Raw genomic sequence first — 21847 nt, 5'->3', positions numbered from 1 at the left:
TCGGCGGATCGCCGCGGCGCCGGTCCCGCGCGTTCCGCCGCCTGCAGATAGGCGAGGCGTCCGACGGCGAAAAGCAGTCGCGCCTCGGCGGCAGATGTCACGGCCGAGGCGCCGCCGCCAGCATAAACAGGGGCGCGGTCGCGTCACGGCGCCTGGGCGTGCTCCGGCGCGCAGGACTCAGCCGGATCAGGGGGCGGCCTCCAGAGGCAGCCCGACGTAATTCTCGGCCAGCGTCAGCGCGCCGGCGGCCGAGCGGCAGATGTAGTCGAGCTCGGCGAGCTGCACCTTGTGCTCGAAGGGATCGCCACCATCGAAGCGGTGCAGCAGGCTGGTCATCCACCAGGAGAAGCGCTGCGCCTTCCAGATGCGGCGCAGCGCGGTCGATGAATAGGCATCGAGCAGCGCCATGCCCCGGCCGCGATGCCAGGCCTCGATGGCGCGGGCGAGGACGACGACATCGGCGACGGCGAGGTTCATGCCCTTGGCCCCGGTCGGCGGCACGATATGCGCGGCGTCGCCGGCGAGGAACAGCCTGCCCTGGCGCATCGGCTCGACGACGAAGCTGCGCATCGCGGTCACGCCGCGCTGCAGGATCGGCCCCTCCTTGATCGGCGAGGCGCCGTCGCGCCCGGCCATGCGGGCATGCAGCTCGGCCCAGATCCGGTCATCGGACCATGCGGCGAGATCCTCCTCCGGCCGGCATTGCAGGTAGTGCCGCGCCAGGCTGTTGCTGCGCATCGTCGCCAGGGCGAAGCCGCGCTCGTGCCTTGCGTAGATCAGCTCGTGCGAGGCGGGCGGCGCGGCGGCGAGGATGCCGAGCCAGGCGAAGGGATAGATCCGCTCATAGGTCCGCAGCAGCCCGGCCGGGATGGCGTCGCGGCAGATGCCGTGGAAGCCGTCGCAGCCGGCGAGGATGTCGCAATCGAGCACCTGCTCCCGGCCGTCCTGGCGGAAGGTGAGGCGCGGGCGTTCGGTGTCGAGGTCCTGCGCCGCCAGGCCCTCCGCCTCGAAAAGCAGGGGTGCGCCGGCGGCGAGGCGGGCGGCGATCAGGTCCTTCACCACCTCCTGCTGGCCGTAGATCGTCACCCGCTTGCCGGTCAGCCCGGCGAGGTCGATGCGGTGCCCCTCGCCGTCGAAGCGGAGCTCGATGCCCTCATGCACCAGCCCCTCGCGGTGCAGCCGGTCGCCGAGCCCGGTCGCGGTCAGCACATCGACCGTGCCCTGTTCCAGCAGCCCGGCGCGGATGCGCGCCTCGACATGGGCGCGCGGACGGACCTCGAGCACCACGGTCTCGATGCCGGCCCGGTGCAGCAGGTGCCCAAGCAGCAGCCCGGCCGGCCCGGCGCCCACGATCCCCACCTGCGTCCGCATGGCTGCCCTCCTGTCCGCGCATCACTCTGCCGACCGGCCGGGCACTGGCAAGGGTTTACGCCGGCACCGCCCGGACGCGACACTGCCGGCCGGAGGATCCCCATGGCCCGCCAGCTCTACGACCTCGCCGGCGCCGACCCGGCGCTGCGCTTCAGCCCCTATTGCTGGCGCATCCGCCTCGCCCTCGCCCATAAGGGGCTGCCGGTCGAGACCATCCCCTGGCGCTTCACCGAGACCGAGCGCCTCGCCTTCTCCGGCCAGGCGCTGGTGCCGGTGCTGGTCGATGGCGAGCGGGTGGTGCACGAGTCCTGGGCCATCGCCGAGTATCTGGAACAGGCCTATCCGGACCGGCCGAGCCTGTTCGGCGGCCCGGCGGCCCAGGCCCTCACCCGCTTCGTCAATGGCTGGACCGATGCCACGCTGCATCCGGCGCTGGCGCCGCTGATCCTGCGCGACATCCTCGACTGCATCCTGCCCGAGCACCGCGCCTATTTCCGCGAGAGCCGCGAGCGGCGCTTCGGCCGGACGCTGGAGGCGCTGGCGGCCGAGCGCGACCAGGGCGTCATCGGCTTCCGCAGGCTGCTGCAGCCGCTGCGCCTGGTGCTGCGCGCCCAGCCCTTCCTGGCCGGCGCAGCGCCCGCCTATGCCGACTACATCCTGCTCGGCACCTTCCAATGGGCCCGCTGCGTCAGCAATTTCCGCCTGTTGGAGGCCGATGACCCGGTGCATGCCTGGCGGGCGCGGATGCTCGATGCGCATGACGGGCTTGCAGGCCGCGCGCCGGGCCACGAGGTGTAGGGCGAACCGCCGGAACAGGATGCGACGCATGACCCAACAGGACGCGGACGGCATGGCCTGCGGCGCGGATGGTTGCGCCGTGCCGGAGGGCGCCGGCGGCGCGCTGCCGCTGCCGCGGGCGGCCTCCCGCATCGACGTGGTCTCGGACGCGATCTGCCCCTGGTGCTGGGTGGGCAAGCGCAACCTGCGCGGCGCGCTCGACCTGCTGGCCGCGGAGGGCGAGCGGTTCGAGGTGCAGTGGCGCCCCTTCCAGCTCAATCCCGACATGCCGCCGGAGGGGGTGGAGCGCGAGGCCTATCGCGCCGCCAAATTCGGCAGCCTGGAGCGCAGCCGGGCGCTGGACGCCCAGGTGGCCGAGGCCGGGCGCGCCGCCGGCCTCACTTTCCGCCACGCGCTGATGCGGCGCACGCCGAACACGGTGGAGGCGCACCGCCTCATCCGCCTCGCCGGGACGCAGGGCGCGGCATTGCAGAACCGCGTCGTCGAGGCGCTGTTCCAGGCCTATTTCCACGATGGCCAGGATATCGGCGACCGGGCCGTCCTGGCCGCCATCGGCGCCGCCGAGGGGCTCGACGCCGCGGCGTTCCTGGCCGGCGAGGCCGGCCGGGCCGAGGTGCTGGCGGAGGATCTGGCCTTCCGCCGTGCCGGGATCTCGGGCGTGCCGAGCTTCGCGCTCGAGGGCCATGTGCTGTTCAGCGGCGCCATGCCGGCCGAGCGCATGGCCGATGCCTTCCGCCGCGCCCTTTCCATCCTTCGCCAGCAGTCCCGCGCCGCGGAATAGGGCGCCACCCGTTGCCCTGGCGCGGCTTCGCCGCGGCAGGCTGCGACGCATCTCGGAGCTCATGCGAATCACGGGGCCCCCGCGACGGCGCGCAGCGGCGTCGTGGGGAGATTCAATAGGTGGCCCGGCCGCCCGAGACGTCGAAGACGCCGCCGGTCGAGAAGCTGCACTCCTCGGTGGCCAGCCAGCAGATCAGCGCCGCGATCTCCTGCACCTCGGCGAAGCGCCCGGCCGGGATCTTGGACAGCATGTAGGCGATCTGAGCCTCCGTCATCTGCTTGAAGATGTCGGTCGCCGCCGCGGCCGGGGTGACGCAATTCACCCGGATCAGCGTCTGCGCCAGCTCCTTGCCGAGCGACTTGGTGAAGCCGATCACCCCGGCCTTGGCGGCGGAATAGGCGGTGGCGTTCGGGTTGCCCTCCTTCCCGGCAATGGAGGCGACGTTGACGATGCGGCCGTAATTGCGCGCCCGCATCCCCGGCACCACGGCGCGGCAGCAGAGGAAGACGCCGGTGAGGTCGATCTCGATCACCTGCCGCCAGGCCTCGATGGGATAGGCCTCGACCGTCGCGTTCGGCCCGGTGATGCCGGCATTGGCGACGAGGATGTCGAGCGGGCCGAGCGCCGTCTCGGTCGCGGCGAGCGCCGCCTCGATGCTGGCGTAATCGGCGACATCGACCCGCGCCGCAGAGCCGCCGAGCCGCGCCGCCACCCGCTCGGCCTCGGCGATGTCCACATCCCAGATCGCCGGCCGGCCGCCGCTCGCGGCCACGCGCTCGGCGACGGCGAGGCCGATGCCGCGCGCCCCGCCGGTGATGGCCGCGACGCGGCCCTTGAGATCGAGTGCGTTCATCGCTTGTCCCCCTCGCGCGTGACGGCCAATCCTATGGCCGGCGCGTGGCCGCGCCTATCCCGGCAGGGGCACCGCCGAGATGATGACGATGGCGCTGGCATAGGGGTATTCGTCGGTCATCGTCAGGTCGAGCTGCGCCGCATGCCCGGCCGGGGTGAGCGCGGCGAGGCGCGCCGCGGCGCCGCCGGCGAGGCGCAGGGTCGGCTTGCCCGAGGGCAGGTTGACCACGCCGAGGTCGCGCATGAAGACGCCCTGGGCGAAGCCGGTGCCGAGCGCCTTGGAGGCCGCCTCCTTCGCCGCGAAGCGCTTGGCATAGGTGCCGGCGCGGAGCTTCTCGGTCCGCCGTTCCGCCTTGGCGCGCTCGACCGGGGTGAAGACGCGTTCGAGGAAGCGTTCGCCATGCCGGGCGATGACCTGCTCGATGCGGCGGATGTCGACGACGTCGTTGCCGAGGCCGAGGATCATCCGCGCATCCGCTCCACCCGGAGGTTGTCGGCCGGGGCGCGCAGCGCCGCCATGATGCGCTCCAGATGCCGCAGGTCGGTGACCTCGACGTCGATCAGCACCTCGATCGTCTCGCCGTCGCGGTGCTGCACCTTCAGCCCGGTCACCGCGCCGTCGTTCTGCGCCACCGTCTCGGTCAGCGCGGCGAGCGCCGAACTGCGCGCCCGCGTCTCCACCACCACGCGGCCGACGCGGGTGGCGGAGGAGCCGTCATCCCAGTCGATGTCGAGGAAGCGTTCCGGCGTCGCCGCGAAATTCTCAAGCGTATGGCAGTCGGCGGCATGGATGGTCACGCCCTTGCCGGTGGTGACGATGCCGAGGATGCGCTCGCCCGGCAGCGGATGGCAGCAGCCGGCGAAGTGATAGGGCATGCCGCTGACCAGGCCGGTGACGGGCAGCCCCGGCGCGGCGCCGGCGCGGCCGCCGCCGGCGCGCTCGGGCCGGCCGAGCAGCGGGCTGGCGCCGAGGCGCGAGCGCGGCCGGCTGAGCGGCAGCGGCTCGGTGTTGCGCGGCGGGATGCGGAGCTCGGGCACCGCGGCGTGCAGCACCTCGCGCGGCGAGAGGGCGCCGGAGCCGACCGCGGCGTAGAGCTCGTCTAGCCCAGGCTGCTTGAGCGCCTTCAGCGCGCCCTCCAGCAGCTTCTCGGACCCCTCCAGCCCCTCCTGGCGGAAGGCGCGGACGATGGCGGAGCGGCCGCTCTCGCGGTTCTCCTCCTTCTGCCGCGCATGCACGAAGCGGCGGATGCGCGCCCGCGCCTTGCCGGTGACGACGAAGCGCTCCCAGGCCGGGTTGGGCTGGCCGCCGCGGGCGGTGATGATCTCGACCTGATCGCCATTCTCGAGCTGGTGGCGCAGCGGCACGATCTTGCCGTTGACCTTGGCGCCGACGCAGCTGTCGCCGACCTGGCTGTGGACCTCATAGGCGAAGTCGATCGGCGTCGCGCCGCGCGGCAGCTCGATCAGGTCGCCCTTGGGCGAGAAGCAGAAGACCTGGTCGCGGTGCAGCTCGAGCTTGGTGTGGTCGAGGAAATCCTGCGCGCCCTCGGCATTCTCCAGGATGTCGAGCAGGGCGCGCACCCAAGGGTAGCGCTTGCGGTTGGAGGCGGCGGAGGTGTGCGCCTCCGGCCCCTGCTTGTAGATCCAGTGCGCCGCGACGCCGTATTCCGCCACCTCGTGCATCTCGCGGGTGCGGATCTGCACCTCGATCTTGGCGTTGCGCCGCTCCGGCACCGTCACGCCGGTATGCAACGATTGGTAGCCGTTGGTCTTCGGGGTCGAGATGTAGTCCTTGAAGCGGCCGGGCACCACGCGATAGGCGTCGTGCACGGCGCCGAGCGCGGCGTAGCAGGCGGCCCGGTCCTCGACGATGACGCGGAAGGCCATGACGTCCGAGAGCGCCTCGAAGGCCACGTTCTTCTTCTGCATCTTCAGCCAGATGGAGTAGGGCGACTTCTCCCGCCCCGTTACGTCGATCGCATGGATCCCGTGACGGCCAAGCACCCGCTTCAGGTCGTGCTCGATCTCCTTGATCAGGTTGGCGCTCTGGCCGCGCAGATAGGTCAGGCGCGAGGCGATGGTCTGCCGCGCCTCCGGGTGCAGCTCCTGGAAGGAGAGCGTTTCCAGCTCGGTCTTCAGCGCATCCATGCCGATGCGCTCGGCGAGCGGCGTGAAGATCTCGATGGTCTCGCGCGCCGTCTTCCGCCGCCGCTCCGGCTGCGGCACGAAATGCAGGGTGCGCATGTTGTGCAGCCGGTCGGCGAGCTTGACGAGCAGGACGCGGATGTCCTCGCTCATCGCCAGGACCAGCTTGCGGAGGTTCTCGGCCTGCTTGGTGCGCTCGGATTGCAGCTCGATGCGCGTCAGCTTGGTGACGCCGTCCACCAGCCGGGCGACCTCGGCGCCGAAGCGGCGCTCGATTTCCTTCAGCCCGACGCTGGTGTCCTCGGCAACGTCGTGCAGCAGCGCCGTCGCGATGGTGGCGCTGTCGAGCCGGTAATCGGCGAGGATGTTCGCCACCGCGATCGGGTGGGTGATGTAGGGATCGCCGTTCTCGCGCCGCTGCGTGGCATGCGCCTCGGCGGCGGTCTGGCCGGCGCGCTCGATCAGCGCGACATCGGCGCGGGGGTCGTAGCCGGCGACCCGCCGGGCGAGGGCCTGGGCCTCCTCGAGGCCCGGCGGGCTGGGCGTGGGCGCGAGGCCAGCCGCCGGCCCTTCCGGCGCGCGCGGCACCGGAACCATGAGGGGCCCGGTGTCGCGCGTGGTCAATGGCGCCTCCTCAGCGGCGGCCGCCGTTCAGCTCGGCCGCGATCGCCGCTTCGAGATCGTCGGGCGACATGTCCTCGAGGCCCTGGCCCTCGGCGGGCAGTTCCTCGTTCACGTCCATGACGCCGAAGATGTTCTCGTCGGTGGCGATGAGGTCGAGCACTTCCTCCTCCGCCGGCTCGGGCTCGGGCGCCCGCTGCAACGACTTGATCAGGTCGGCCTCGATGGCGTCGAGCGCCACCGTCTGCTCGGCGATCTCGCGCAGGGCCACGACCGGGTTCTTGTCGTTGTCGCGGTCGATGGTCATTTCCTCGCCGCGGCCAATATTGCGGGCCCGCTGCGCCGCCAGGAGAACCAGTTCGAAGCGGTTCGGGACCTGAAGGATGCAGTCTTCCACTGTGACGCGCGCCATCGCGGCCTCGTTATCGCTTGGGGGAGCGTGCGGCCAGCAAGCCGCGACGCTCCGCTTTTCAGGAGAATCCTTCAGATAGACATCCCGCCTGCCACGCGCAAGCGGCAAGGGGAGGCAGCCATGCCTGTGCCGTCGCCATGGCTGTTACAATTCGCTGCACGGCCTCCCCTGGCGCCTCGTGGGCAATACTCCCACTATCACGGCAAGGCCGTCACGGCCGAGGCCTGGTCGGCCAGGTCCGCCAGCAGCTCCTCCACGCTCCGGTGGAGGATGGGATGGACCCAGCCGGGCGCGACGTCGCGCAGGGGCTCCAGGACGAAGCGGCGAAGATGGGCCCGTGGATGCGGCAAAATGGGATCCGGCGCGGCGCGGCACAGGCCGTCGAGGTCGATGATGTCGAGATCGAGCGTGCGCGGCGCATTCGGGAAGGGGCGCTCGCGGCCGGCCTCGGCCTCGATGCGCTGCAGCATCGTGAGCAACTCCCGCGGTGCCGGAGGTGTTCCTTCAAGGCGGGCCACACCATTGATATAGGGCGGGGCGCCCGGCAAAGGTGGAATCGGGTCGGTTCGGTACCAGCGCGACAGCGCGGCGAGCCGCAACCCTGGCAGGGCGCCCAGCGCCACCGCCGCAGCGTCACAGCTCGCAAGCGGGGATGCTCCAGTGGCGGAGGGCAAATTCGCGCCTAAGGCGATAATTATCACTTTTTCTCGCTTACAAATCGATAAGACCGGAGTAGTATGGAAAGGTGCCACATCGGCATGCATCACATTTCGAGAGCGCGTAGCTTGCAGCCCGAGCGGATCGAACGCGTCGCCGTCTTCATCGACGGCGCCAACCTTTATGCCGCGTCCCGGACCCTCGGGTTCGACGTGGACTACAAGAACCTCCTGGCCCACTTCCGCCAGCGTGCTTATCTCGTGCGGGCCTACTACTACACGGCGCTGCTCGAGACGGAGGAGTACTCGCCGCTCCGGCCGCTGGTGGATTGGCTCGGTTACAACGGCTATGCCGTCGTGACCAAGCCGGCGAAGGAGTTCACCGATGCCACCGGCCGCCGCCGGGTGAAGGGCAGCGTGGACATCGAGATGGCGGTCGACATCCTCGACCTGACGCCGCATCTCGACCATGCGGTGATCTTCTCCGGGGATGGCGACCTGCGCCGGCTGGTCGAATCGGTGCAGCGCCGCGGCGTGCGGGTGACGGTGATCTCCACCATCCGGACCCAGCCGGCGATGATCGCCGACGACCTGCGCCGGCAGGCGGATGCCTTCATCGATCTCGCCGACCTCGCCGAACACATCACGCGCCGGCAGGTGGAGCCGCGGACCCGCACCGCCCCGGCGCCGCGGGCGGTGGCCAGCACCGGCGTCCGCGCGACGCCGGCCGATCCCTTCCGCGAGACCTCCGCCCTGCCGGAGTAAGGCGTTCCATGACGGCGCGGACGGCCCACCAGGGCCGGAGGCGCCGTCCCCTCTGCGAGGCAGATGCGCCTCGGCCGGGGGCGGCCTGCACGGCCCCTCTTCCCGTCCGGGCGACGACCCGCTACCTCGCGGCCGCCCGAGATGACCTCACCCTCCCCCGCCCCTCCCCCCGGCTCTCCGCCTGGGCCGCCCCAGCCGGACCGCGACTGCCCGCTCTGCCCGCGGCTCGTCGCCTACCGCATGGCCAACCGCGCCGCCTTCCCCGACTGGCACAACGCCCCGGTGCCCTCCTGGGGCCCGCGCGACTCGCGCATCCTGGTGCTCGGCATGGCCCCCGGCCTGCGCGGCGCCAACCGCACCGGCCGGCCCTTCACCGGCGACCATGCCGGCAAGCTGCTCTACGCCACCCTGCTGCGCCATGGCCTGGCGCAGGGCCAGTACGAGGAACGCCCGGATGACGGGCTCACCCTCACCGGCTGCCGGGTGGTGAACGCGGTGCGCTGCGTGCCGCCGGCGAACCTGCCGGAACCCGCCGAGGTGCGGACCTGCAACGGCTTCCTCGCCGGCGAGCTGGCGGCGATGCCGGCGCTGCGCGTCGTCCTCGCCCTCGGCGTGCTGGCGCACAACGCGCTGCTGCGAAGCTTCCGGATCCCCGCCGCCCGCATGCCCTTCGGGCATGGCCGGCTGCATGACCTGCCGAACGGGCTGCAGGTCGCGGACAGCTACCATGTCAGCCGATACAACACCTCGACCCGGCGGTTGACGCCCGAGATGTTCGAGGCGGTGATGCAGGAGGTCGTCGCCCGGGCCGTGGCCTGACCTGGACGGCCGGGCGCCTACACCGGCAGCCGCACCCGCGCCCGCAGCCCGCCCAGCGGACTCTCCTCCAGCAGGATCTCCCCGCCATGCGCCCGCACGATGTCCTGGGCGATGGCGAGGCCGAGCCCCGTGCCGCTCGGCGAGCCGCTGTGGAAGGGGCGGAAGGCGCCTTCCCGCTGCCCGGCTGGGATGCCCGGGCCGTTGTCATCGACTGTCACCTCGGCCCAGAGCGGCCCTGGCGACTCGCCTGCCGGGCCGCCATGGCCGCCGCGCGGCACGGTCCGCACCCCGACCGCGATCCGGCTGGCATGCCGGCGCGCATTGTCGAGCAGGTTGCCGAGGCAGCGCCGCAGCGCGTCCGGGCGCAGCGACATCGGCAGCCCGGGCGGCGCCGCCACCTCCACCTGCGCCCCGGCGCGGCGGGCATTGGCGGCGACATCCTGCACCAGCTCGACCAGATCCGCCGGCCGCGCCTGCTCCACCCCCTCGCCACGGGCGAAGGCGAGATAGGCCGCGGTCATCCGCTCCATCTCCTCGACATCCTGGGTCAGGGCGACGAGGTCCTCCTCCGTCTCGGCGTTGCGCGGCAGCATGGCCAGGGCCAGGCGCATCCGGGTCAGCGGGGTGCGCAGGTCGTGGCTGATGCCGGCCAGCATCTCGGTGCGCTGGCCGACGAAGCGGCGGATGCGCTCCTGCATCCGGTTGAAGGCGGCCGCGGCCTGGCGCACCTCGCTCGCGCCCTCGGGCTTGATGGTGCCGACATCGCGGCCGAGCCCGAAGGCCTCCGCCGCATCGGCGAGGCGGCGGATCGCCCGCACCTGGTTCTTCATGAACAGGATCGCGATGCCCGAGAGCAGCAGCGCCGAGCCCACCAGCCAGATGACGAAGAGGTAGAGCGTCGCGGTGAAGAGCCGCTTGCGCGGCGCCTCGACATGCAGCACCCCGTCGGGAAGCTGCACGCGGATGATGACGCTGCGCGGGTCGCTCTGCCAGTCGGTGTCGAAGGGCAGCCGCACCCGCTCCCACAGCGCCTTGTTGAGATCCTCCTCGAGCGGCAGCAGCGGCAGGCTGGCGGGACGCGTGACGAGCTCGAGCCGCGCGCCGGACTCGAAGGCGAGCGCCAGGTCGAGCCGCCAGACCGCCTCGCGGAACAGCCAGGCGCGGTTCTCCGGATCCTCCCGCCGCACCAGCTCGACCAGCATCGCCACGTCGCCGGCGACGCCGCCGGCGAGGCGGCGCGAGATGACGTCGAGATGGCCGCCATAGAAAAGCTGCAGCGCCACCGCCTGCAGCACCAGGATGGGCACCAGGATGATCAGCACCGAGCGGCCGAGCAGGCCGCGCGGCAGGAGGCCCCGCGTCAGGCGGCCCAGACGCTTGCGCATCAGGATCGGCCCGCGGCCCGAATGCTCACGGGCCTGGCCGCAGCACGTAGCCGCGGTGGCGGACCGTGTGCAGGAAGCGTGGCTCGCGCGGGTCGGGCTCGATCTTGCGCCGCAGCCGCGTCACCTGGACATCGACCGCCCGCTCCCCCGCCTCGGGCGTGCCGAGGGCGGCGGCGATCTCCTCGCGGCTCAGCACCTCGCCGGCGCGGCGGGCGAGCGCCGTCAGCAGCGCCGCCTCGCCGCCGGTGAGGCGGATCGTCCCCTCCGGGCCGCGCAGCTCCGAGCGCTCGGCATCGAACCAGCGCATGCCGAGCTGCACCGGCGCCTGCGCCAGCACTGGCTGCGGCGGCGGCGCGGTGCGGCGCAGGATGGTGCGGATGCGCAGCGCCAGCTCGCGCGGGTCGAAGGGCTTCGCCAGGTAGTCGTCGGCGCCCATCTCGAAGCCGGCGACGCGGTCATCCGGTCCGCCGCGGGCGGTGAGCATCAGGACCGGCACGTCCTTGCCCTCGCGCCGCAGCGACTCGACCAGTTCCAGCCCGCTCTCGCCCGGCATCATGACGTCGAGCACCAGCAGGTCGAAGGCCATGGCCGAGAGCGCGCCGCGGGCTGCGGCGGCGTCGGCGGCGACGGTGATGCGGAAGCCCTGATCGGCCAGGAAGCGCTGCAGCAGCGCGCGCAGCCTGGCATCGTCATCCACGACCAGGAGATGGGCGTTGTCGATGGCGAGTTCGGCCGGCATGTCCTGCGTCTTCCCCCCGGAGGCTTGCGGGCGCGGCCGGAATCCGGCCGCGGCGCCCGCCTTCCGATAGGCTGGGATTCCGCCGGGCGCCAGCGCCAAGGCGAGGTCAGCCGATGCGGGCGAGCGGCGGCGTGCCGGGCCGGGCGGGGCCGGGGCGCTCCAGCCGCTCGAGCTGGGCGCGTGCGGCCGGGCCCATCAAGCCGCGCATGACGCGGCGGAAGCCCTCGACCGCGACGGGCCCGGCTTCCCGATAGGCCTGCATCACCCATTCGCGCTGCCGCTCGAAGAGCCGCCGCTCCAGCGCCTCGCCCTTCGCGGTCAGCGACAGCAGGCGCTGCCGCCGGTCGTTGCGGCCGGTCGCCTGCAGCACGTAGCCCTGCTCGACCAGCGGCGTCAGCACCCGCGCCAGCGACTGCTTGGTGATGCCGAGGATGCCGAGCAGCTCGCCCACCGTGATGCCGGGCCGGCGGCCGACAAAATGCAGCACCCGGTGATGCGCCCGGCCCATGCCGAGCTCGGCCAGGATCTGGTCCGGGCCGGCGGTGAAGTCGCGATAGCCGAAGAAGAGCAGGTCCTGGGCGAGCCGCAGCTCCTCCTCGCGCAGGAAGAGCAGGTTCCGGCCGGCCCCCACCGGGGCGCCCACCTGCGGCTCCGCGCCGGGCTTGTCCGTCTGATCCGGCATGGCTGGCATGCTGCCTCGTCTGGCTTCTGATTTGGTCAGTGAGATTGACACATTTTTCCGATCAGGTCTAGTTTAGCCCTTACCAAGCAAGGATATTGCGGAGAGCGCGGCCATGGCGTTGGTTCCTTACGAAGTTCCCTCTGCCCCATCTGGCCTCCACGGCCAGATTGCGGTCGTCGGCGCCGCCCGAGTCGCTGGCCGGCGACAGGCTTGATATCGGCGGCGCCCGCCGCCCACGCCCCTCCCCTATCCCGCCGGCCAGGGCCGGCAACGCGAAGGACCAGCACGCATGGCCGACTTCCCGATCACCCGCACCAGCCACCCGAAGCCGAAGCCGGCGGATGAGGGCCTCGCCTTCGGCAGGCTGCTCACCGACCACATGTTCCTGATGGACTACACCGAGGGCAAAGGCTGGCACGCGCCGCGCATCGTGCCCTACGGACCGATCAGCATGGACCCGGCGACGACGGTGCTGCACTACGGCCAGGCGATCTTCGACGGGCTGAAGGCCTTCCGCGGCGCCGACGGCCAGGTGCGGCTGTTCCGCGCCCAGCGGCATGCCGAGCGCTTCGCCCGCTCGGCGAAGATCATGTGCATGCCCGAGCTGCCCGTCGACATCGTGCGCCAGAGCTTCGACGCGCTGGTGAGCGTGGACCAGGACTGGGTGCCGCGCGCGCCCGGCACCTCGCTCTACCTGCGCCCGACCATCATCGCCACCGATGTCATGCTCGGCGTGCATCCGGCGCACAGCTACCTGTACTTCCTGATCCTCTCGCCGGTCGGCAGCTATTACAAGGAAGGCGTGAAGCCGGTGCGCATCCTCGCCTCCGACAAGCATGTGCGGGCGGTGAAGGGCGGCCTCGGCGAGGCGAAGACCGCGGCCAACTACGCCGCCAGCCTGGCCGGCCAGCGCGACGCGGAGGCGGCCGGCTACACCCAGGTGCTCTATCTCGACGGCGTCGAGCGCAAGTATCTCGACGAGGTGGGCACGATGAACATCATGCTCCGCATCGGCGACGAGGTGATCACGCCGCCGCTCGCCGGCACCATCCTCGACGGCGTCACCCGCAACAGCGCGCTGACCCTGCTGCGCGACTGGGGGGTCAAGGTCAGCGAGCGACCGATCTCCATCGACGAGGTGATGCAGGCCGGCCGCGACGGCAGGCTGCAGGAGATGTGGGGCACCGGCACCGCCGCCGTTGTCTCGCCCGTCGGCACCCTCGGCTATCGCGGCGAGGACGTGACCATCAATGGCGGCCGCACCGGCGAGCTGACGCAGAAGCTCTACGACACCATCACCAGCATCCAGTACGGCCGCGGCAACGACCCGCACAACTGGACCAGCCTGGTGCCGGCGCCGCGGGGCTGAGCCCGGAGGGAGGCAGCCGATGGCCGATGCCGCCTGGCTTGCCTCCGCCGCCGGCTTCGCGCTGGCCATGGCGGCGACGCCGGGGCCGAACAATGCCCTCGCCGCCACGGCGGCGGCGAATTTCGGCCTCCGGCGCAGCCTGCCGCAGGTGATCGGCGTCTCGATCGGCTTCCCGGTCATGCTGGTCCTCGTCGCCATCGGCGCGGCCGGCCTGCTGCACGGCATGCCGGGGCTGATGCTCGGCCTGCGCTGGCTGGGCGCGGCCTGGATGCTCTGGCTGGCCTGGGGCATCGCCACCGCGGTGCCGGGCGCCGGCGCCGCGCCCGGCACCGCCTCGGGCGCCCGGCCGATGACGCTGCTGCAGGCGGCGCTGTTCCAATGGGTGAACCCCAAGGCCTGGATCATCGCTGCCGGCGCGGTGGCGGCCTATACCGGCGGCGCCGGCCTGCTGCGGGATACCCTGCTCCTCGCCCTGCTCTTCGCCGTCGTCACCTTCGCCAGCCTGCTCGGCTGGGCGATGATCGGCCTCGGCACGGCTCGGCTGCTGCGCGCGCCGGCGGCGCTGCGCTGGTTCAACCGCGCCATGGCGGCGCTGCTCGTCGCCTCGTTGGTGCCGCTGCTCGCCGGGTAGCCTTGGCCGCCCGCCTCACGGCGCCGGCTCGAGGCCGGTCTCGTGGATCACCGGCCAGGCCGCGGGCGAGCGCAGATAGGCGACCAGCGCCGTCGCCGCCTCGGGCTGCTCCGCCTGGGTGGCGAGACCGGCGGAGAAGGCGGTGACCCGCTGCAGCGCATCCGGCAGCGCGCCGACGTACTCCGCCCCGGGCACGCCGAGGATCTCGCTCACCTGCTGCAGCCCGATCGCCGCCTCGCCGCGCGCCACCACCGCCGCGACGCGCTCGCTGAGGATGCGCCGCGCCTTGGGCAGCACCTGATCGGCGATGCCGAGGCGCTGCACCAGCTCGGTCGAGACATAGACGCCGCTGGCGCTGGCGGAATAGGCGATGGAGGGCGCCTCGAGCAGCAGGCGCGCGACGGCCTCGGGCGTGGCGATGTCGGGATGCGGCGCGCCGGCGCGCACCGTCACGCCGATGCGCGAGAGGACGAGATCGGTGCGACTGCCCGGCCGCACCCGGCCGGCGGCGATGAGCGCATCCGCCGCCTCGCCGGCGATGATGACGAGATCGGCCGGCTCGCCGCGCGCCAGGCGATTCGGGATGGCGTCCGGAGCATTCCCCATCGAGGCGCCGAGCGCCAGCGCGACGTGGTGGCCCGAGGCGCGCTCGAAATCCGGGATCAGCCGCTTCAACGCGGCGGTGAAGCCGCCCGAGCACATCACCCGGATCTCCGCCGCCGCCGCGAGCCCGGGCAGCAGCGGCAACAGGGCGATGGCGGCGAGCAGACTGCGGCGGGCGCGGCGCATGGCGATCCTCCCCGATCATGCTTGCCGCCATTCGGCACGCCCGGCGCCGCCGCGACAAGCCTCCGTCGCGCTCAGCGGAAGGCGCGGAAGGCCAGCCAGAGGCCGAGCAGGCCGAGCGCCGCCTGGATGACGGTGCGGAAGCGGGCATCCGGCATCGCCCGCCGCAGCCGCGTGCCGATCGCCATGCCGAGGAAGGCCGGCGCCACGCCGATCAGCGAGGCGAGGCCGAGATCCGGCGGCAGCAGCCCGGCCCCGGCCATGCCGAGCGCCAGGGTCAGCGTCGCCAGCAGCGCCGCCAGCCCGAAGCCCTGCACGAATTGCTGCGAGGGCAGCCGGAGCGCCGCCAGATAGGGCGCGGCCGGCATGAGGAAGCTGCCGGTCATACCGGCCAGCAGCCCCGAGGTGCCGCCCACCAGGGGCGAGAGCCAGCGCTCGCGCGCCGCGCCGGGCGGCGGCATGGGCAGGCCGGCCAGGGCGAGGACGGCCGAGAGCACCAGCAGCAGGCCGAGCAGGCCGGAGAGAAGCTGCGCATCCGCCCGGGCAAGGATGCCGGCGCCGGCCAGCGTGCCGAGCACCGCCGCCAGCAGGAAGCCCCAGAGCCGGCGCAGCACCGGTAGCAAAGCGGGCCCAACCAGGGATTGCCAGATATTGGCGGCCAGCGTCGGCACCAGCATCAGCGCCATCGCCTCGGGCAGCGGCCGGGTCAGGGCGAGCAGGCCGAGCGTGACCGTCGGCAGGCCGAAGCCGGCCACGCCCTTCACGAAACCGGCCAGGGTGAAGCTGCCGAGGACGAAGGCCGATTCGGCGAGGTCGAAGCTGGTCATCCAGCGGGGTTATATCGGCGTGCATCGATGTTGGCACATCGACGCCCTCAGTCGCCGGCGCCGCCTGCGGCAGCTTGGCTGCGCCACACTGGTGGCGGCGCCCATTCGGGCGCTCAGCCGGCTGCGCCGGCTGCAAGCGCGACGGTATCCGGCGGCACGGCCGCCCGGCTGCTACCCGGCGGCCGGCACGGCGAGCGCTGCCTCGATCGCCGCCAGCAGCTCGGGCGCGTCCGGCGCCACCCGCGTGGCGAAGCCCTGCACCGCGCGGCCGTCCCGCGCCACCAGGTATTTGTGGAAATTCCAGCCCGGCGGCCCGCCGCCGCGCTCGGCGAGGAAGCGGTAGAGCGGCACCGCCCGCGGTCCGCGCACCGCCGAGACGGTGGTCATCGGGAATTCGACATTGTAGGTGGCGTCGCAGAACTCCTTGATCGCCTTGTTGTCCGAGGATTCCTGGTTGAAGTCCTGCGAAGGCACGCCGAGCACCACCAGGCCGCGTGGCCCGTAGCGCTCGTGTAGACGTTGCAGCCCGGCATATTGCGGCGTGAAGCCGCAGAAGCTCGCCGTGTTCACCACCAGAACCGGCCGGCCGCGATATTGCGCCAGAGGCAGGGGCCCGCCCTCGATCGCCTCCATGGTGAAGTCGGCGAGGCTTTGGCCGGCCGCACTCCCCGCCCCGCCGGCCATCAGCGCGCCCCCGAGCAGCAGGCCGGTGCGCCGCCCGAGCTCAGCCATAGCGTTCCTCCAGCCAGGGATCGCCGTTGTTGTGGTAGCCGCGGACCTCCCAGAAGCCGGGCCGGTCCTCGCGCAGCAGCTCGATGCGGGTGACCCATTTCGGGCTCTTCCAGAAATACAGGCGCGGGATGACGACGCGCACCGGGCCGCCATGCTGGCGGGTCAGCGGCCGGCCTTCCCAGCTATGGGCCAGCAGCACCTCGTCGCGGATGAACTCGGCGAGCGGGACATTGGTGGTGTAGCCGTCATAGGAGGTGAAGGCGACGAAGCGCGCCTCCTCCTTCGGCCGCGCCGCCTCGATCAGGTCGCGGGCCCGCACCCCCTGCCAGCGGTTGTCGTAGCGGCTCCACTGCGTCACGCAGTGGATGTCGTTGACCAGCTCGACCTGCGGCAGGGCCATGAACTCGTCGAGCGTCAAGCGCAGCGGCGCCTGCACCAGCCCCTCCACCCTGAGCCGCCAGCGGTCCCGCGCCACGTCCGGCTGCACGCCGAGATCGAGCACCGGCCAGTCCTTCACCAGGGTCTGGCCGGGCGGCAGGCGCTCGCGCGTCGCGGTGCCGCCGAGGGGATAGGCCTCTCCGGTCAGCAGCCGCCCTTCGCGGGCCCAGGCCTGCTTGGTCTCGATCAGCTTCTCCCGGACCTTGCCGGTTACGGGGACCGGATCGTCTTGGAGAGGATCCTTGTGGGTCTCGTCAGGGGTCTCGTCGGGGGCCATCGCGCTCTCCTGCACCCCTTTAGGTGCCAGCCGCCGCAGCAGTTGCAAGCCCTTGGGGCCGCCTACCCCTTCGCCCGCATCAGCCGCGCCTTGTCGCGCGCCCAGTCGCGCGCGGCGATGGCGGCGCGCTTGTCGTGCTTCTTCTTGCCCTCGGCGAGGCCGAGCAGCACCTTGGCGCGGCCGCGGTCGTTGAAATGGATCTGCAGCGGCACGAGGGTGGTGCCCTCGCGGGTGATGCTGCCGATCAGCTCCCGCACCTGCTTGCGGTGCAGCAGCAGCTTGCGCGGCCGGCGCGGCTCGAACCGCGCCACCACGCTGCCGGCCTGCCATTCCGGGATGGTGCAGTTGAACAGCCACATCTCGCCGTCGCGCTCGCCGGCCCAGGCCTCGACGAGCGTCGCCCGGCCGGCGCGCAGCGACTTCACCTCCGGCCCCACCAGGGCGAGGCCGGCCTCGATCGTCTCGCCGATCGTGTAGTCGTGGCGCGCCTTGCGGTTCTGCGCGGCGATGCCGTGCGAGATGAGGGTCTTCTTCTTGTCCTTGGCCATGCGATCTACCGGGAAGGGGTTGGGCCGGCCGGGGAAGGCCGCGCCGCCCCCGACCGCCTCAATTCAGCAGCCCGACCGAGACCATCGCCTCGCGCACCCGCTGCCGGGTCGCGGGCTGCGGCGGGGCGAGCGGCAGGCGGCAGCGATCGGCGGTCTTGCCGAGCAGGCTGGCGGCATACTTCACCGGGCCGGGCGAGGTCTCGGCGAAGAGCGCGTCGTGCAGCGGCAGCAGCCGCTCCTGGATCGCCTGCGCCTCGCGCACCCGGCCCTCGCGCCAGGCGCGCTGCATCTCGGCGCAGAGCCGGGGCGCGACGTTGGCGGTGACGCTGATGCAGCCAACCCCGCCGGCGGCGTTGAAGGCGAGAGCGGTGTGGTCCTCGCCCGAGAGCTGGATGAAATCCTCGCCGCAGGCGCGCCGCGTGTGCTGCGGCCGGACCAGGTTCGCCGTCGCGTCCTTCACGCCGACGATGTTCCGGTGCTTCGCCAGCCGCGCCATGGTCTCGACCGACATGTCGATGACGCTGCGCGGCGGGATGTTGTAGATGAAGAGCGGCAGGTCCACCGCATCGGCGATGGCCGTGAAGTGCAGGACCATCCCCTCCTGCGTCGGCTTGTTGTAGTAGGGCGTCACCACCAGGCAGGCATCGGCGCCGGCCTGCTTGGCATGCCGGGTGAAGTCGATCGCCTCGGCGGTGCTGTTGCTGCCGGTGCCGGCGATGACGGGCACCCGTCCCTTCGCCGCCTCGACGCAGAGCTCGACGATGCGCTTGTGCTCCTCATGGCTCAGCGTCGGGCTCTCGCCCGTGGTCCCGACCGGGATCAGCCCCTCGGTCCCCTCGCTGATCTGCCACTCGACCAGCTCGACGAAGGCCTTCTCGTCCAAGGACCCGTCGCCACGCATCGGCGTGATCAGCGCGACCATCGATCCCTGGAACATCTGGCTTTCCTCCGGAAGGGTCCGCATGGCCCGAACGGCCGGGCCTGCCCGGTCCTGCGACCCGGGACCCGGGCGCGTGAACCTAATCACCGGGGCCGGCACCGGCAAGGGCGAGGCCTCATCATCGGTCACACACTGGCATCGGAAACCGCCTAAGCTCGCCGCATGCGCCGCCGCTCCCTGCTCGCCCTGTCCGTCCTCCTCGGCGTGCCCCTGCTCCCGCTCGGGCTCCGAGGCGATGCCGCGGCCCAGTCCGCCGCTGATCCGGCGGCCGCCCGCGCCGCCGGGCGCCAGGCCCTCGCCCTCGCCCAGGCGCAGCGCTGGGCCGAGGCCGAGGCGGCGGCGCAGGCCGCCGACCCGCCGATCCGGAAATACGTCACTTGGCTGCGCCTGCAGCAGCGCGGCCAGGCCGCGGGGGCGGCGGAGGTCGTCGGCTTCGTCCTCGCCAACCCGGACTGGCCGGGCCAGGACATGCTCGGCCGCCGGGCGGAGGAGCTGCTCGCCGCCGATCCCGATGACGAGCTCGCGGCGCAATGGTTCGCCGCCCGGGCGCCGCGCAGCCTCGATGCCTATCAGCGCCTCGCCGATGCGCTCGGCCGCGCCGGCCGGCCAGACGAGGCGAGGCAGGTGCTGCGCACCGGCTGGGCCGAGGCGCCGGCCGACCCGCTGGCCGAGCAGGCCTTCCTGGCGCGCAACGCCACGCTGCTGACCGCCGCCGACCATGCCCGGCGCTTCGACCGGCTGGCGTTGGCCCGCGACGTCGCCGGCGCCTCGCGGGTGCTGCCGGCGCTCGACCCGGCGCGTCTGGCCGCCGCCTCGGCCCGCCTCGCCTATGCCGGCGACCGGCCGGATGCCGACAGCCCGGCGCTGGCCGCCGCGGCGCCCGGCGATGCCGCCCTCACCTTCGAGCGCGCCCGCTGGCTGCGCCGGCGGGAGTCGGATGCCGAGGCCGCCGCCGCCTTCGCCGCCGGCAGCCGGCAGATCCCCTTCCCCGACCCTGCCATCGCCCGCGCCGCCTGGCCGGAGCGGAACATCCTGGCGCGGCGGCTGATCCGCCTCGGCGATCCGCCCGCCGCCTATGCGGTCGCCGCCGGTCACGGCATCAAGGCACCGGGCGAGGCGCGGCAGGAGGCCGAGTTCCTCGCCGGCTTCATCGCGCTGCGGCTGCTGCGCGACGCGCCGGCGGCCGGGCGGCATTTCGCCCGGCTCGGCGAGGACAGCCACAGCGTCATCACCCGCGCCCGCAGCCTCTACTGGCAAGGCCGCGCGGCCGAGGCGGAAGGCGCCGGCACGCGCGCCCGCGGGCATTACCAGGCCGCCGCGGCGCTGCCCCTCGCCTTCTACGGCCAGCTTGCCATTCTCGCCCTCGGCGAGGACGGGGCGCCGCTCTCGGCGCGCATCGCCCGCGCCCCGGTGCCGCAGCCGAGCCCCGCCGAGGAGCGCGCGCTCATGGCGCGGGAGCCGGCGCAGGTGGCCCTCGCCCTGGCCGAGCTCGGCGAGGCGAAGCGGGCGCGCCCCTTCCTGCTGCGGCTCGAGGAGCTGGCCGCCGATCCCGCGGGGAAGCTCCTGGTCGTGCGGCTGGCGCAGCGGCTCGGCCGGCCGGACCATGCCGTCTGGGTGGCGCGCCGCGCCGGGGCGGGCGGGCTGATGGCCCCGGCCGATGCCTGGCCGATCCCCTACGCGCCGCCCGCCGAGGGGCCCGAGCCGGCGCTGGTCCTCGCCATCACCCGGCAGGAGAGCAATTTCGACCCCGAGGCGGTCTCCGGCGCGAATGCCCGCGGCCTGATGCAGCTGCTGCCCTCGACCGCCTCCGGTGTGGCCAAGCGGCTCGGCCTGAGGCATCAGGTGGGCATGCTGACCACCGACACGGCGCACAACATGCGCCTCGGCGCCGCCTATCTGAACGAGCTGCTGTCCCGCTTCGGCGGCACGCTGCCCTATGCCATCGCCGGCTACAATGCCGGGCCGAACCGGGTCGACGAATGGCTCGGCACCTATGGCGACCCGCGCAGCGGCAGCCCGGCCATGCTCGACTGGATGGAGCTGATCCCCTTCTCCGAGACCCGCAACTACGTGCAGCGGGTGATCGAGAACATGGCGATCTACCGCGCCTTCGACCCCGCCGCGGCGGGGCTTGAGCATCCGATGTCGCAATGGATGCGGACCGCCGGCTGATGGCGCCGCAGCGACGGTTCTTCAGCGCCCGCGACGGGCTGCAACTCTCCGCGCTCGACTGGCCGGGACCGCCGCCTGGCCAGCGGGTGGGCCAGCGGGGGGGATGGACGGCGCCGACGCCGCTGCTCTGCCTCTCCGGCATCTCCCGCTCCTCGCTCGATTTCGAGGCCCTCGCCGAGTGCCATGCCGGGGAGCGGCGCATCGTCGCCCTCGACTATGCCGGGCATGGCGAGAGCGGCCGCGCCGCCGACCCGAGGCGCTATGCCGGGCCGGAGGCGGTGCAGGACGTGCTGGACGCCGTGGCCGCGCTCGGCCTCGATCGCGTGGCGCTGCTCGGGACCAGCTTCGGCGGCGTGCTCGGCATGGCGCTGGGCACGCTGCGGCCGGGCCTGCTCGCCGGGCTGGCGCTGAACGACACCGGCCCGGCGCTGCAGCAGGGCGGGCTCGAGACCATCCGCGACATCATCGGCCGCGATCCGGGCTTCGCCAGCCGCGAGCAGGCGATCGCCTTCCTGCAACGGGTGCTGCCGCCGCTCGGCATCACCGAAGCGGCCTGGCCCGAGGTCGCCGAGCGCACCTACCGGCGGGGCGAGGACGGGCGCTGGCATCCGCGCTGGGACATCCGGATTGTCGACATCCTGCCGCGCGGGGACGGGTCGGCGGTCGGCCCGACGCCCGATCTCTGGGGCTTCTTCCGCGCCCTGCCGCCGGTGCCGCTGCTGCTGGTCTGGGGCCAGGAGAGCCAGGTGCTCTCGGCGCGGACGGTGCAGGCGATGCGGGCGGCGCAGCCGGAGATGGCGCTCTGCACGCTGCCGGGCATCGGCCATGCGCCCTCGCTCGGCGAGCCGGCGGCCCGGGCGGCGATCGCGCGCTGGCTGGCGGCGATGCCGTGACCGCACCGGCGGGCGGCCGGACGCCCCGCGAGGGGACATGAGACCGGGCGCACGAAGGACCGAGCTGCGGCCCGCAGGGCCGAGCGCCCGAACGGGTGTCGCCGGTCGTGGCCATTGGCGCGCCTTGCGGCGCGTCATGCCGAAGGCGTGCCGTCCGCACGACGCGGCGAAGCCAAGCCGTGCGAAGGCACGGCGCCCGGCATCTGGG

Annotated in this window: 23 protein-coding genes; 8 read left to right on the top strand and 15 right to left on the bottom strand. The window is 72.7% G+C overall.

All coding sequences use genetic code 11. The annotated features are described in order from the left end of the window. Positions 1-186: 186 nt before the first annotated feature. Positions 187-1371 carry a 4-hydroxybenzoate 3-monooxygenase gene (gene pobA / locus HJG45_RS22795; protein WP_171615381.1) on the bottom strand — a complete coding sequence of 395 codons (1185 nt, stop codon included), beginning with the start codon at positions 1369-1371 and terminating at the stop codon, positions 187-189. 102 nt (positions 1372-1473) lie between these two features. On the opposite strand from pobA, the gene HJG45_RS22790 reads away from it, so the two are divergent. Beyond that, positions 1474-2169 (top strand): glutathione S-transferase family protein, encoded by a 696-nt coding sequence (locus HJG45_RS22790; RefSeq protein WP_171615379.1) that lies wholly within the window; start codon positions 1474-1476, stop codon positions 2167-2169. Positions 2170-2197: 28 nt separating this feature from the next. Then, a complete protein-coding gene (locus HJG45_RS22785) occupies positions 2198-2950 on the top strand; it encodes a DsbA family oxidoreductase (protein ID WP_217363011.1) in 753 nt (250 codons plus the stop codon). Between the two features lie 112 nt (positions 2951-3062). Here the strand turns inward: HJG45_RS22785 and HJG45_RS22780 are convergent, their stop codons facing one another. From HJG45_RS22780 to folK, 5 genes are all read right to left on the bottom strand, one after another. Then, positions 3063-3803, bottom strand: coding sequence for an SDR family NAD(P)-dependent oxidoreductase (locus HJG45_RS22780; protein WP_171615377.1), 741 nt, complete (start codon positions 3801-3803; stop codon positions 3063-3065). Between the two features lie 54 nt (positions 3804-3857). Beyond that, positions 3858-4268 (bottom strand): holo-ACP synthase, encoded by a 411-nt coding sequence (acpS, locus tag HJG45_RS22775; protein WP_171615375.1) that lies wholly within the window; start codon positions 4266-4268, stop codon positions 3858-3860. Beyond that, positions 4265-6544, bottom strand: a complete 2280-nt coding sequence (locus HJG45_RS22770; RefSeq protein ID WP_171615441.1) for a bifunctional (p)ppGpp synthetase/guanosine-3',5'-bis(diphosphate) 3'-pyrophosphohydrolase — start codon at positions 6542-6544, stop codon at positions 4265-4267. The genes acpS and HJG45_RS22770 overlap by 4 nt, the downstream gene beginning before the upstream one ends. Positions 6545-6581: 37 nt before the next feature. After that, positions 6582-6980 carry a DNA-directed RNA polymerase subunit omega gene (gene rpoZ / locus HJG45_RS22765; RefSeq protein ID WP_171615439.1) on the bottom strand — a complete coding sequence of 133 codons (399 nt, stop codon included), beginning with the start codon at positions 6978-6980 and terminating at the stop codon, positions 6582-6584. 197 nt (positions 6981-7177) lie between these two features. Further along, positions 7178-7681 carry a 2-amino-4-hydroxy-6-hydroxymethyldihydropteridine diphosphokinase gene (folK, locus tag HJG45_RS22760; protein ID WP_368040657.1) on the bottom strand — a complete coding sequence of 168 codons (504 nt, stop codon included), beginning with the start codon at positions 7679-7681 and terminating at the stop codon, positions 7178-7180. 84 nt (positions 7682-7765) lie between these two features. On the opposite strand from folK, the gene HJG45_RS22755 reads away from it, so the two are divergent. Then, positions 7766-8401, top strand: a complete 636-nt coding sequence (locus tag HJG45_RS22755) for an NYN domain-containing protein (RefSeq protein WP_254452716.1) — start codon at positions 7766-7768, stop codon at positions 8399-8401. Between the two features lie 141 nt (positions 8402-8542). Then, a complete protein-coding gene (locus HJG45_RS22750; RefSeq protein WP_171615369.1) occupies positions 8543-9220 on the top strand; it encodes a uracil-DNA glycosylase in 678 nt (225 codons plus the stop codon). A gap of 17 nt (positions 9221-9237) precedes the next feature. Here the strand turns inward: HJG45_RS22750 and HJG45_RS22745 are convergent, their stop codons facing one another. From HJG45_RS22745 to HJG45_RS22735, 3 genes are all read right to left on the bottom strand, one after another. Further along, complete coding sequence (locus HJG45_RS22745) at positions 9238-10605, bottom strand: ATP-binding protein (RefSeq protein WP_171615367.1); 1368 nt, start codon at positions 10603-10605, stop codon at positions 9238-9240. 25 nt (positions 10606-10630) lie between these two features. Continuing rightward, the gene (locus tag HJG45_RS22740) at positions 10631-11344 is read right to left on the bottom strand and encodes a response regulator (protein WP_171615365.1); all 714 of its coding nucleotides are present in this window, start codon (positions 11342-11344) and stop codon (positions 10631-10633) included. Positions 11345-11450: 106 nt separating this feature from the next. Continuing rightward, complete coding sequence (locus HJG45_RS22735; RefSeq protein ID WP_171615364.1) at positions 11451-12026, bottom strand: MarR family winged helix-turn-helix transcriptional regulator; 576 nt, start codon at positions 12024-12026, stop codon at positions 11451-11453. Between the two features lie 289 nt (positions 12027-12315). Here HJG45_RS22735 and HJG45_RS22730 point away from each other — a divergent pair, with 289 nt between their 5' ends. Beyond that, entirely contained in the window at positions 12316-13395 is a 1080-nt protein-coding gene (locus tag HJG45_RS22730) for a branched-chain amino acid aminotransferase (protein WP_171615362.1), read from the top strand. A 19-nt stretch (positions 13396-13414) separates the two neighbouring features. Then, positions 13415-14026: a LysE family translocator gene (locus HJG45_RS22725; RefSeq protein ID WP_171615360.1), complete on the top strand. Its 612-nt coding sequence runs from the start codon at positions 13415-13417 to the stop codon at positions 14024-14026. 15 nt (positions 14027-14041) lie between these two features. Here the strand turns inward: HJG45_RS22725 and HJG45_RS22720 are convergent, their stop codons facing one another. From HJG45_RS22720 to dapA, 6 genes are all read right to left on the bottom strand, one after another. Then, on the bottom strand, positions 14042-14815 hold the full coding sequence (locus tag HJG45_RS22720; protein WP_171615358.1) for a substrate-binding domain-containing protein: 774 nt from the start codon (positions 14813-14815) through the stop codon (positions 14042-14044). A 71-nt stretch (positions 14816-14886) separates the two neighbouring features. Next, positions 14887-15639, bottom strand: a complete 753-nt coding sequence (locus HJG45_RS22715) for a sulfite exporter TauE/SafE family protein (protein WP_171615356.1) — start codon at positions 15637-15639, stop codon at positions 14887-14889. A 171-nt stretch (positions 15640-15810) separates the two neighbouring features. After that, positions 15811-16371 (bottom strand): glutathione peroxidase, encoded by a 561-nt coding sequence (locus HJG45_RS22710; RefSeq protein WP_171615354.1) that lies wholly within the window; start codon positions 16369-16371, stop codon positions 15811-15813. Continuing rightward, positions 16364-17086 carry a sulfite oxidase-like oxidoreductase gene (locus HJG45_RS22705; RefSeq protein WP_171615352.1) on the bottom strand — a complete coding sequence of 241 codons (723 nt, stop codon included), beginning with the start codon at positions 17084-17086 and terminating at the stop codon, positions 16364-16366. The genes HJG45_RS22710 and HJG45_RS22705 overlap by 8 nt, the downstream gene beginning before the upstream one ends. 62 nt (positions 17087-17148) lie before the next feature. Then, positions 17149-17634: an SsrA-binding protein SmpB gene (gene smpB, locus HJG45_RS22700; protein WP_171615350.1), complete on the bottom strand. Its 486-nt coding sequence runs from the start codon at positions 17632-17634 to the stop codon at positions 17149-17151. A 58-nt stretch (positions 17635-17692) separates the two neighbouring features. After that, entirely contained in the window at positions 17693-18571 is an 879-nt protein-coding gene (gene dapA / locus HJG45_RS22695) for a 4-hydroxy-tetrahydrodipicolinate synthase (protein WP_171615348.1), read from the bottom strand. Between the two features lie 165 nt (positions 18572-18736). Between dapA and HJG45_RS22690 the strand changes: the two genes are divergently transcribed. After that, positions 18737-20746 carry a lytic transglycosylase domain-containing protein gene (locus HJG45_RS22690; protein ID WP_171615346.1) on the top strand — a complete coding sequence of 670 codons (2010 nt, stop codon included), beginning with the start codon at positions 18737-18739 and terminating at the stop codon, positions 20744-20746. Beyond that, on the top strand, positions 20725-21639 hold the full coding sequence (locus HJG45_RS22685) for an alpha/beta fold hydrolase (RefSeq protein ID WP_171615344.1): 915 nt from the start codon (positions 20725-20727) through the stop codon (positions 21637-21639). The genes HJG45_RS22690 and HJG45_RS22685 overlap by 22 nt, the downstream gene beginning before the upstream one ends. Positions 21640-21847 lie beyond the last annotated feature (208 nt).

The sequence above is a fragment of the Roseicella sp. DB1501 genome (assembly GCF_013112485.1).
GTDB lineage: Bacteria > Pseudomonadota > Alphaproteobacteria > Acetobacterales > Acetobacteraceae > Paracraurococcus.
Note: the sequence above shows the minus strand (reverse complement) of the source record. Positions and strands in the feature narration are given on the sequence as shown.

Bases quoted from the DNA above. Each gene is read 5' to 3' on its own strand.
- pobA (WP_171615381.1), bottom strand. From the start codon at position 1,371: ATGCGGACGCAGGTGGGGATCGTGGGCGCCGGGCCGGCCGGGCTGCTG.
- HJG45_RS22790 (WP_171615379.1), top strand. From the start codon at position 1,474: ATGGCCCGCCAGCTCTACGACCTCGCCGGCGCCGACCCGGCGCTGCGC.
- HJG45_RS22785 (WP_217363011.1), top strand. From the start codon at position 2,198: ATGACCCAACAGGACGCGGACGGCATGGCCTGCGGCGCGGATGGTTGC.
- HJG45_RS22780 (WP_171615377.1), bottom strand. From the start codon at position 3,803: ATGAACGCACTCGATCTCAAGGGCCGCGTCGCGGCCATCACCGGCGGG.
- acpS (WP_171615375.1), bottom strand. From the start codon at position 4,268: ATGATCCTCGGCCTCGGCAACGACGTCGTCGACATCCGCCGCATCGAG.
- HJG45_RS22770 (WP_171615441.1), bottom strand. From the start codon at position 6,544: ATGGTTCCGGTGCCGCGCGCGCCGGAAGGGCCGGCGGCTGGCCTCGCG.
- rpoZ (WP_171615439.1), bottom strand. From the start codon at position 6,980: ATGGCGCGCGTCACAGTGGAAGACTGCATCCTTCAGGTCCCGAACCGC.
- HJG45_RS22750 (WP_171615369.1), top strand. From the start codon at position 8,543: ATGACCTCACCCTCCCCCGCCCCTCCCCCCGGCTCTCCGCCTGGGCCG.
- HJG45_RS22745 (WP_171615367.1), bottom strand. From the start codon at position 10,605: ATGCGCAAGCGTCTGGGCCGCCTGACGCGGGGCCTCCTGCCGCGCGGC.
- HJG45_RS22740 (WP_171615365.1), bottom strand. From the start codon at position 11,344: ATGCCGGCCGAACTCGCCATCGACAACGCCCATCTCCTGGTCGTGGAT.
- HJG45_RS22735 (WP_171615364.1), bottom strand. From the start codon at position 12,026: ATGCCGGATCAGACGGACAAGCCCGGCGCGGAGCCGCAGGTGGGCGCC.
- HJG45_RS22730 (WP_171615362.1), top strand. From the start codon at position 12,316: ATGGCCGACTTCCCGATCACCCGCACCAGCCACCCGAAGCCGAAGCCG.
- HJG45_RS22725 (WP_171615360.1), top strand. From the start codon at position 13,415: ATGGCCGATGCCGCCTGGCTTGCCTCCGCCGCCGGCTTCGCGCTGGCC.
- HJG45_RS22720 (WP_171615358.1), bottom strand. From the start codon at position 14,815: ATGCGCCGCGCCCGCCGCAGTCTGCTCGCCGCCATCGCCCTGTTGCCG.
- HJG45_RS22715 (WP_171615356.1), bottom strand. From the start codon at position 15,639: ATGACCAGCTTCGACCTCGCCGAATCGGCCTTCGTCCTCGGCAGCTTC.
- HJG45_RS22710 (WP_171615354.1), bottom strand. From the start codon at position 16,371: ATGGCTGAGCTCGGGCGGCGCACCGGCCTGCTGCTCGGGGGCGCGCTG.
- HJG45_RS22705 (WP_171615352.1), bottom strand. From the start codon at position 17,086: ATGGCCCCCGACGAGACCCCTGACGAGACCCACAAGGATCCTCTCCAA.
- smpB (WP_171615350.1), bottom strand. From the start codon at position 17,634: ATGGCCAAGGACAAGAAGAAGACCCTCATCTCGCACGGCATCGCCGCG.
- dapA (WP_171615348.1), bottom strand. From the start codon at position 18,571: ATGTTCCAGGGATCGATGGTCGCGCTGATCACGCCGATGCGTGGCGAC.
- HJG45_RS22690 (WP_171615346.1), top strand. From the start codon at position 18,737: ATGCGCCGCCGCTCCCTGCTCGCCCTGTCCGTCCTCCTCGGCGTGCCC.
- HJG45_RS22685 (WP_171615344.1), top strand. From the start codon at position 20,725: ATGGATGCGGACCGCCGGCTGATGGCGCCGCAGCGACGGTTCTTCAGC.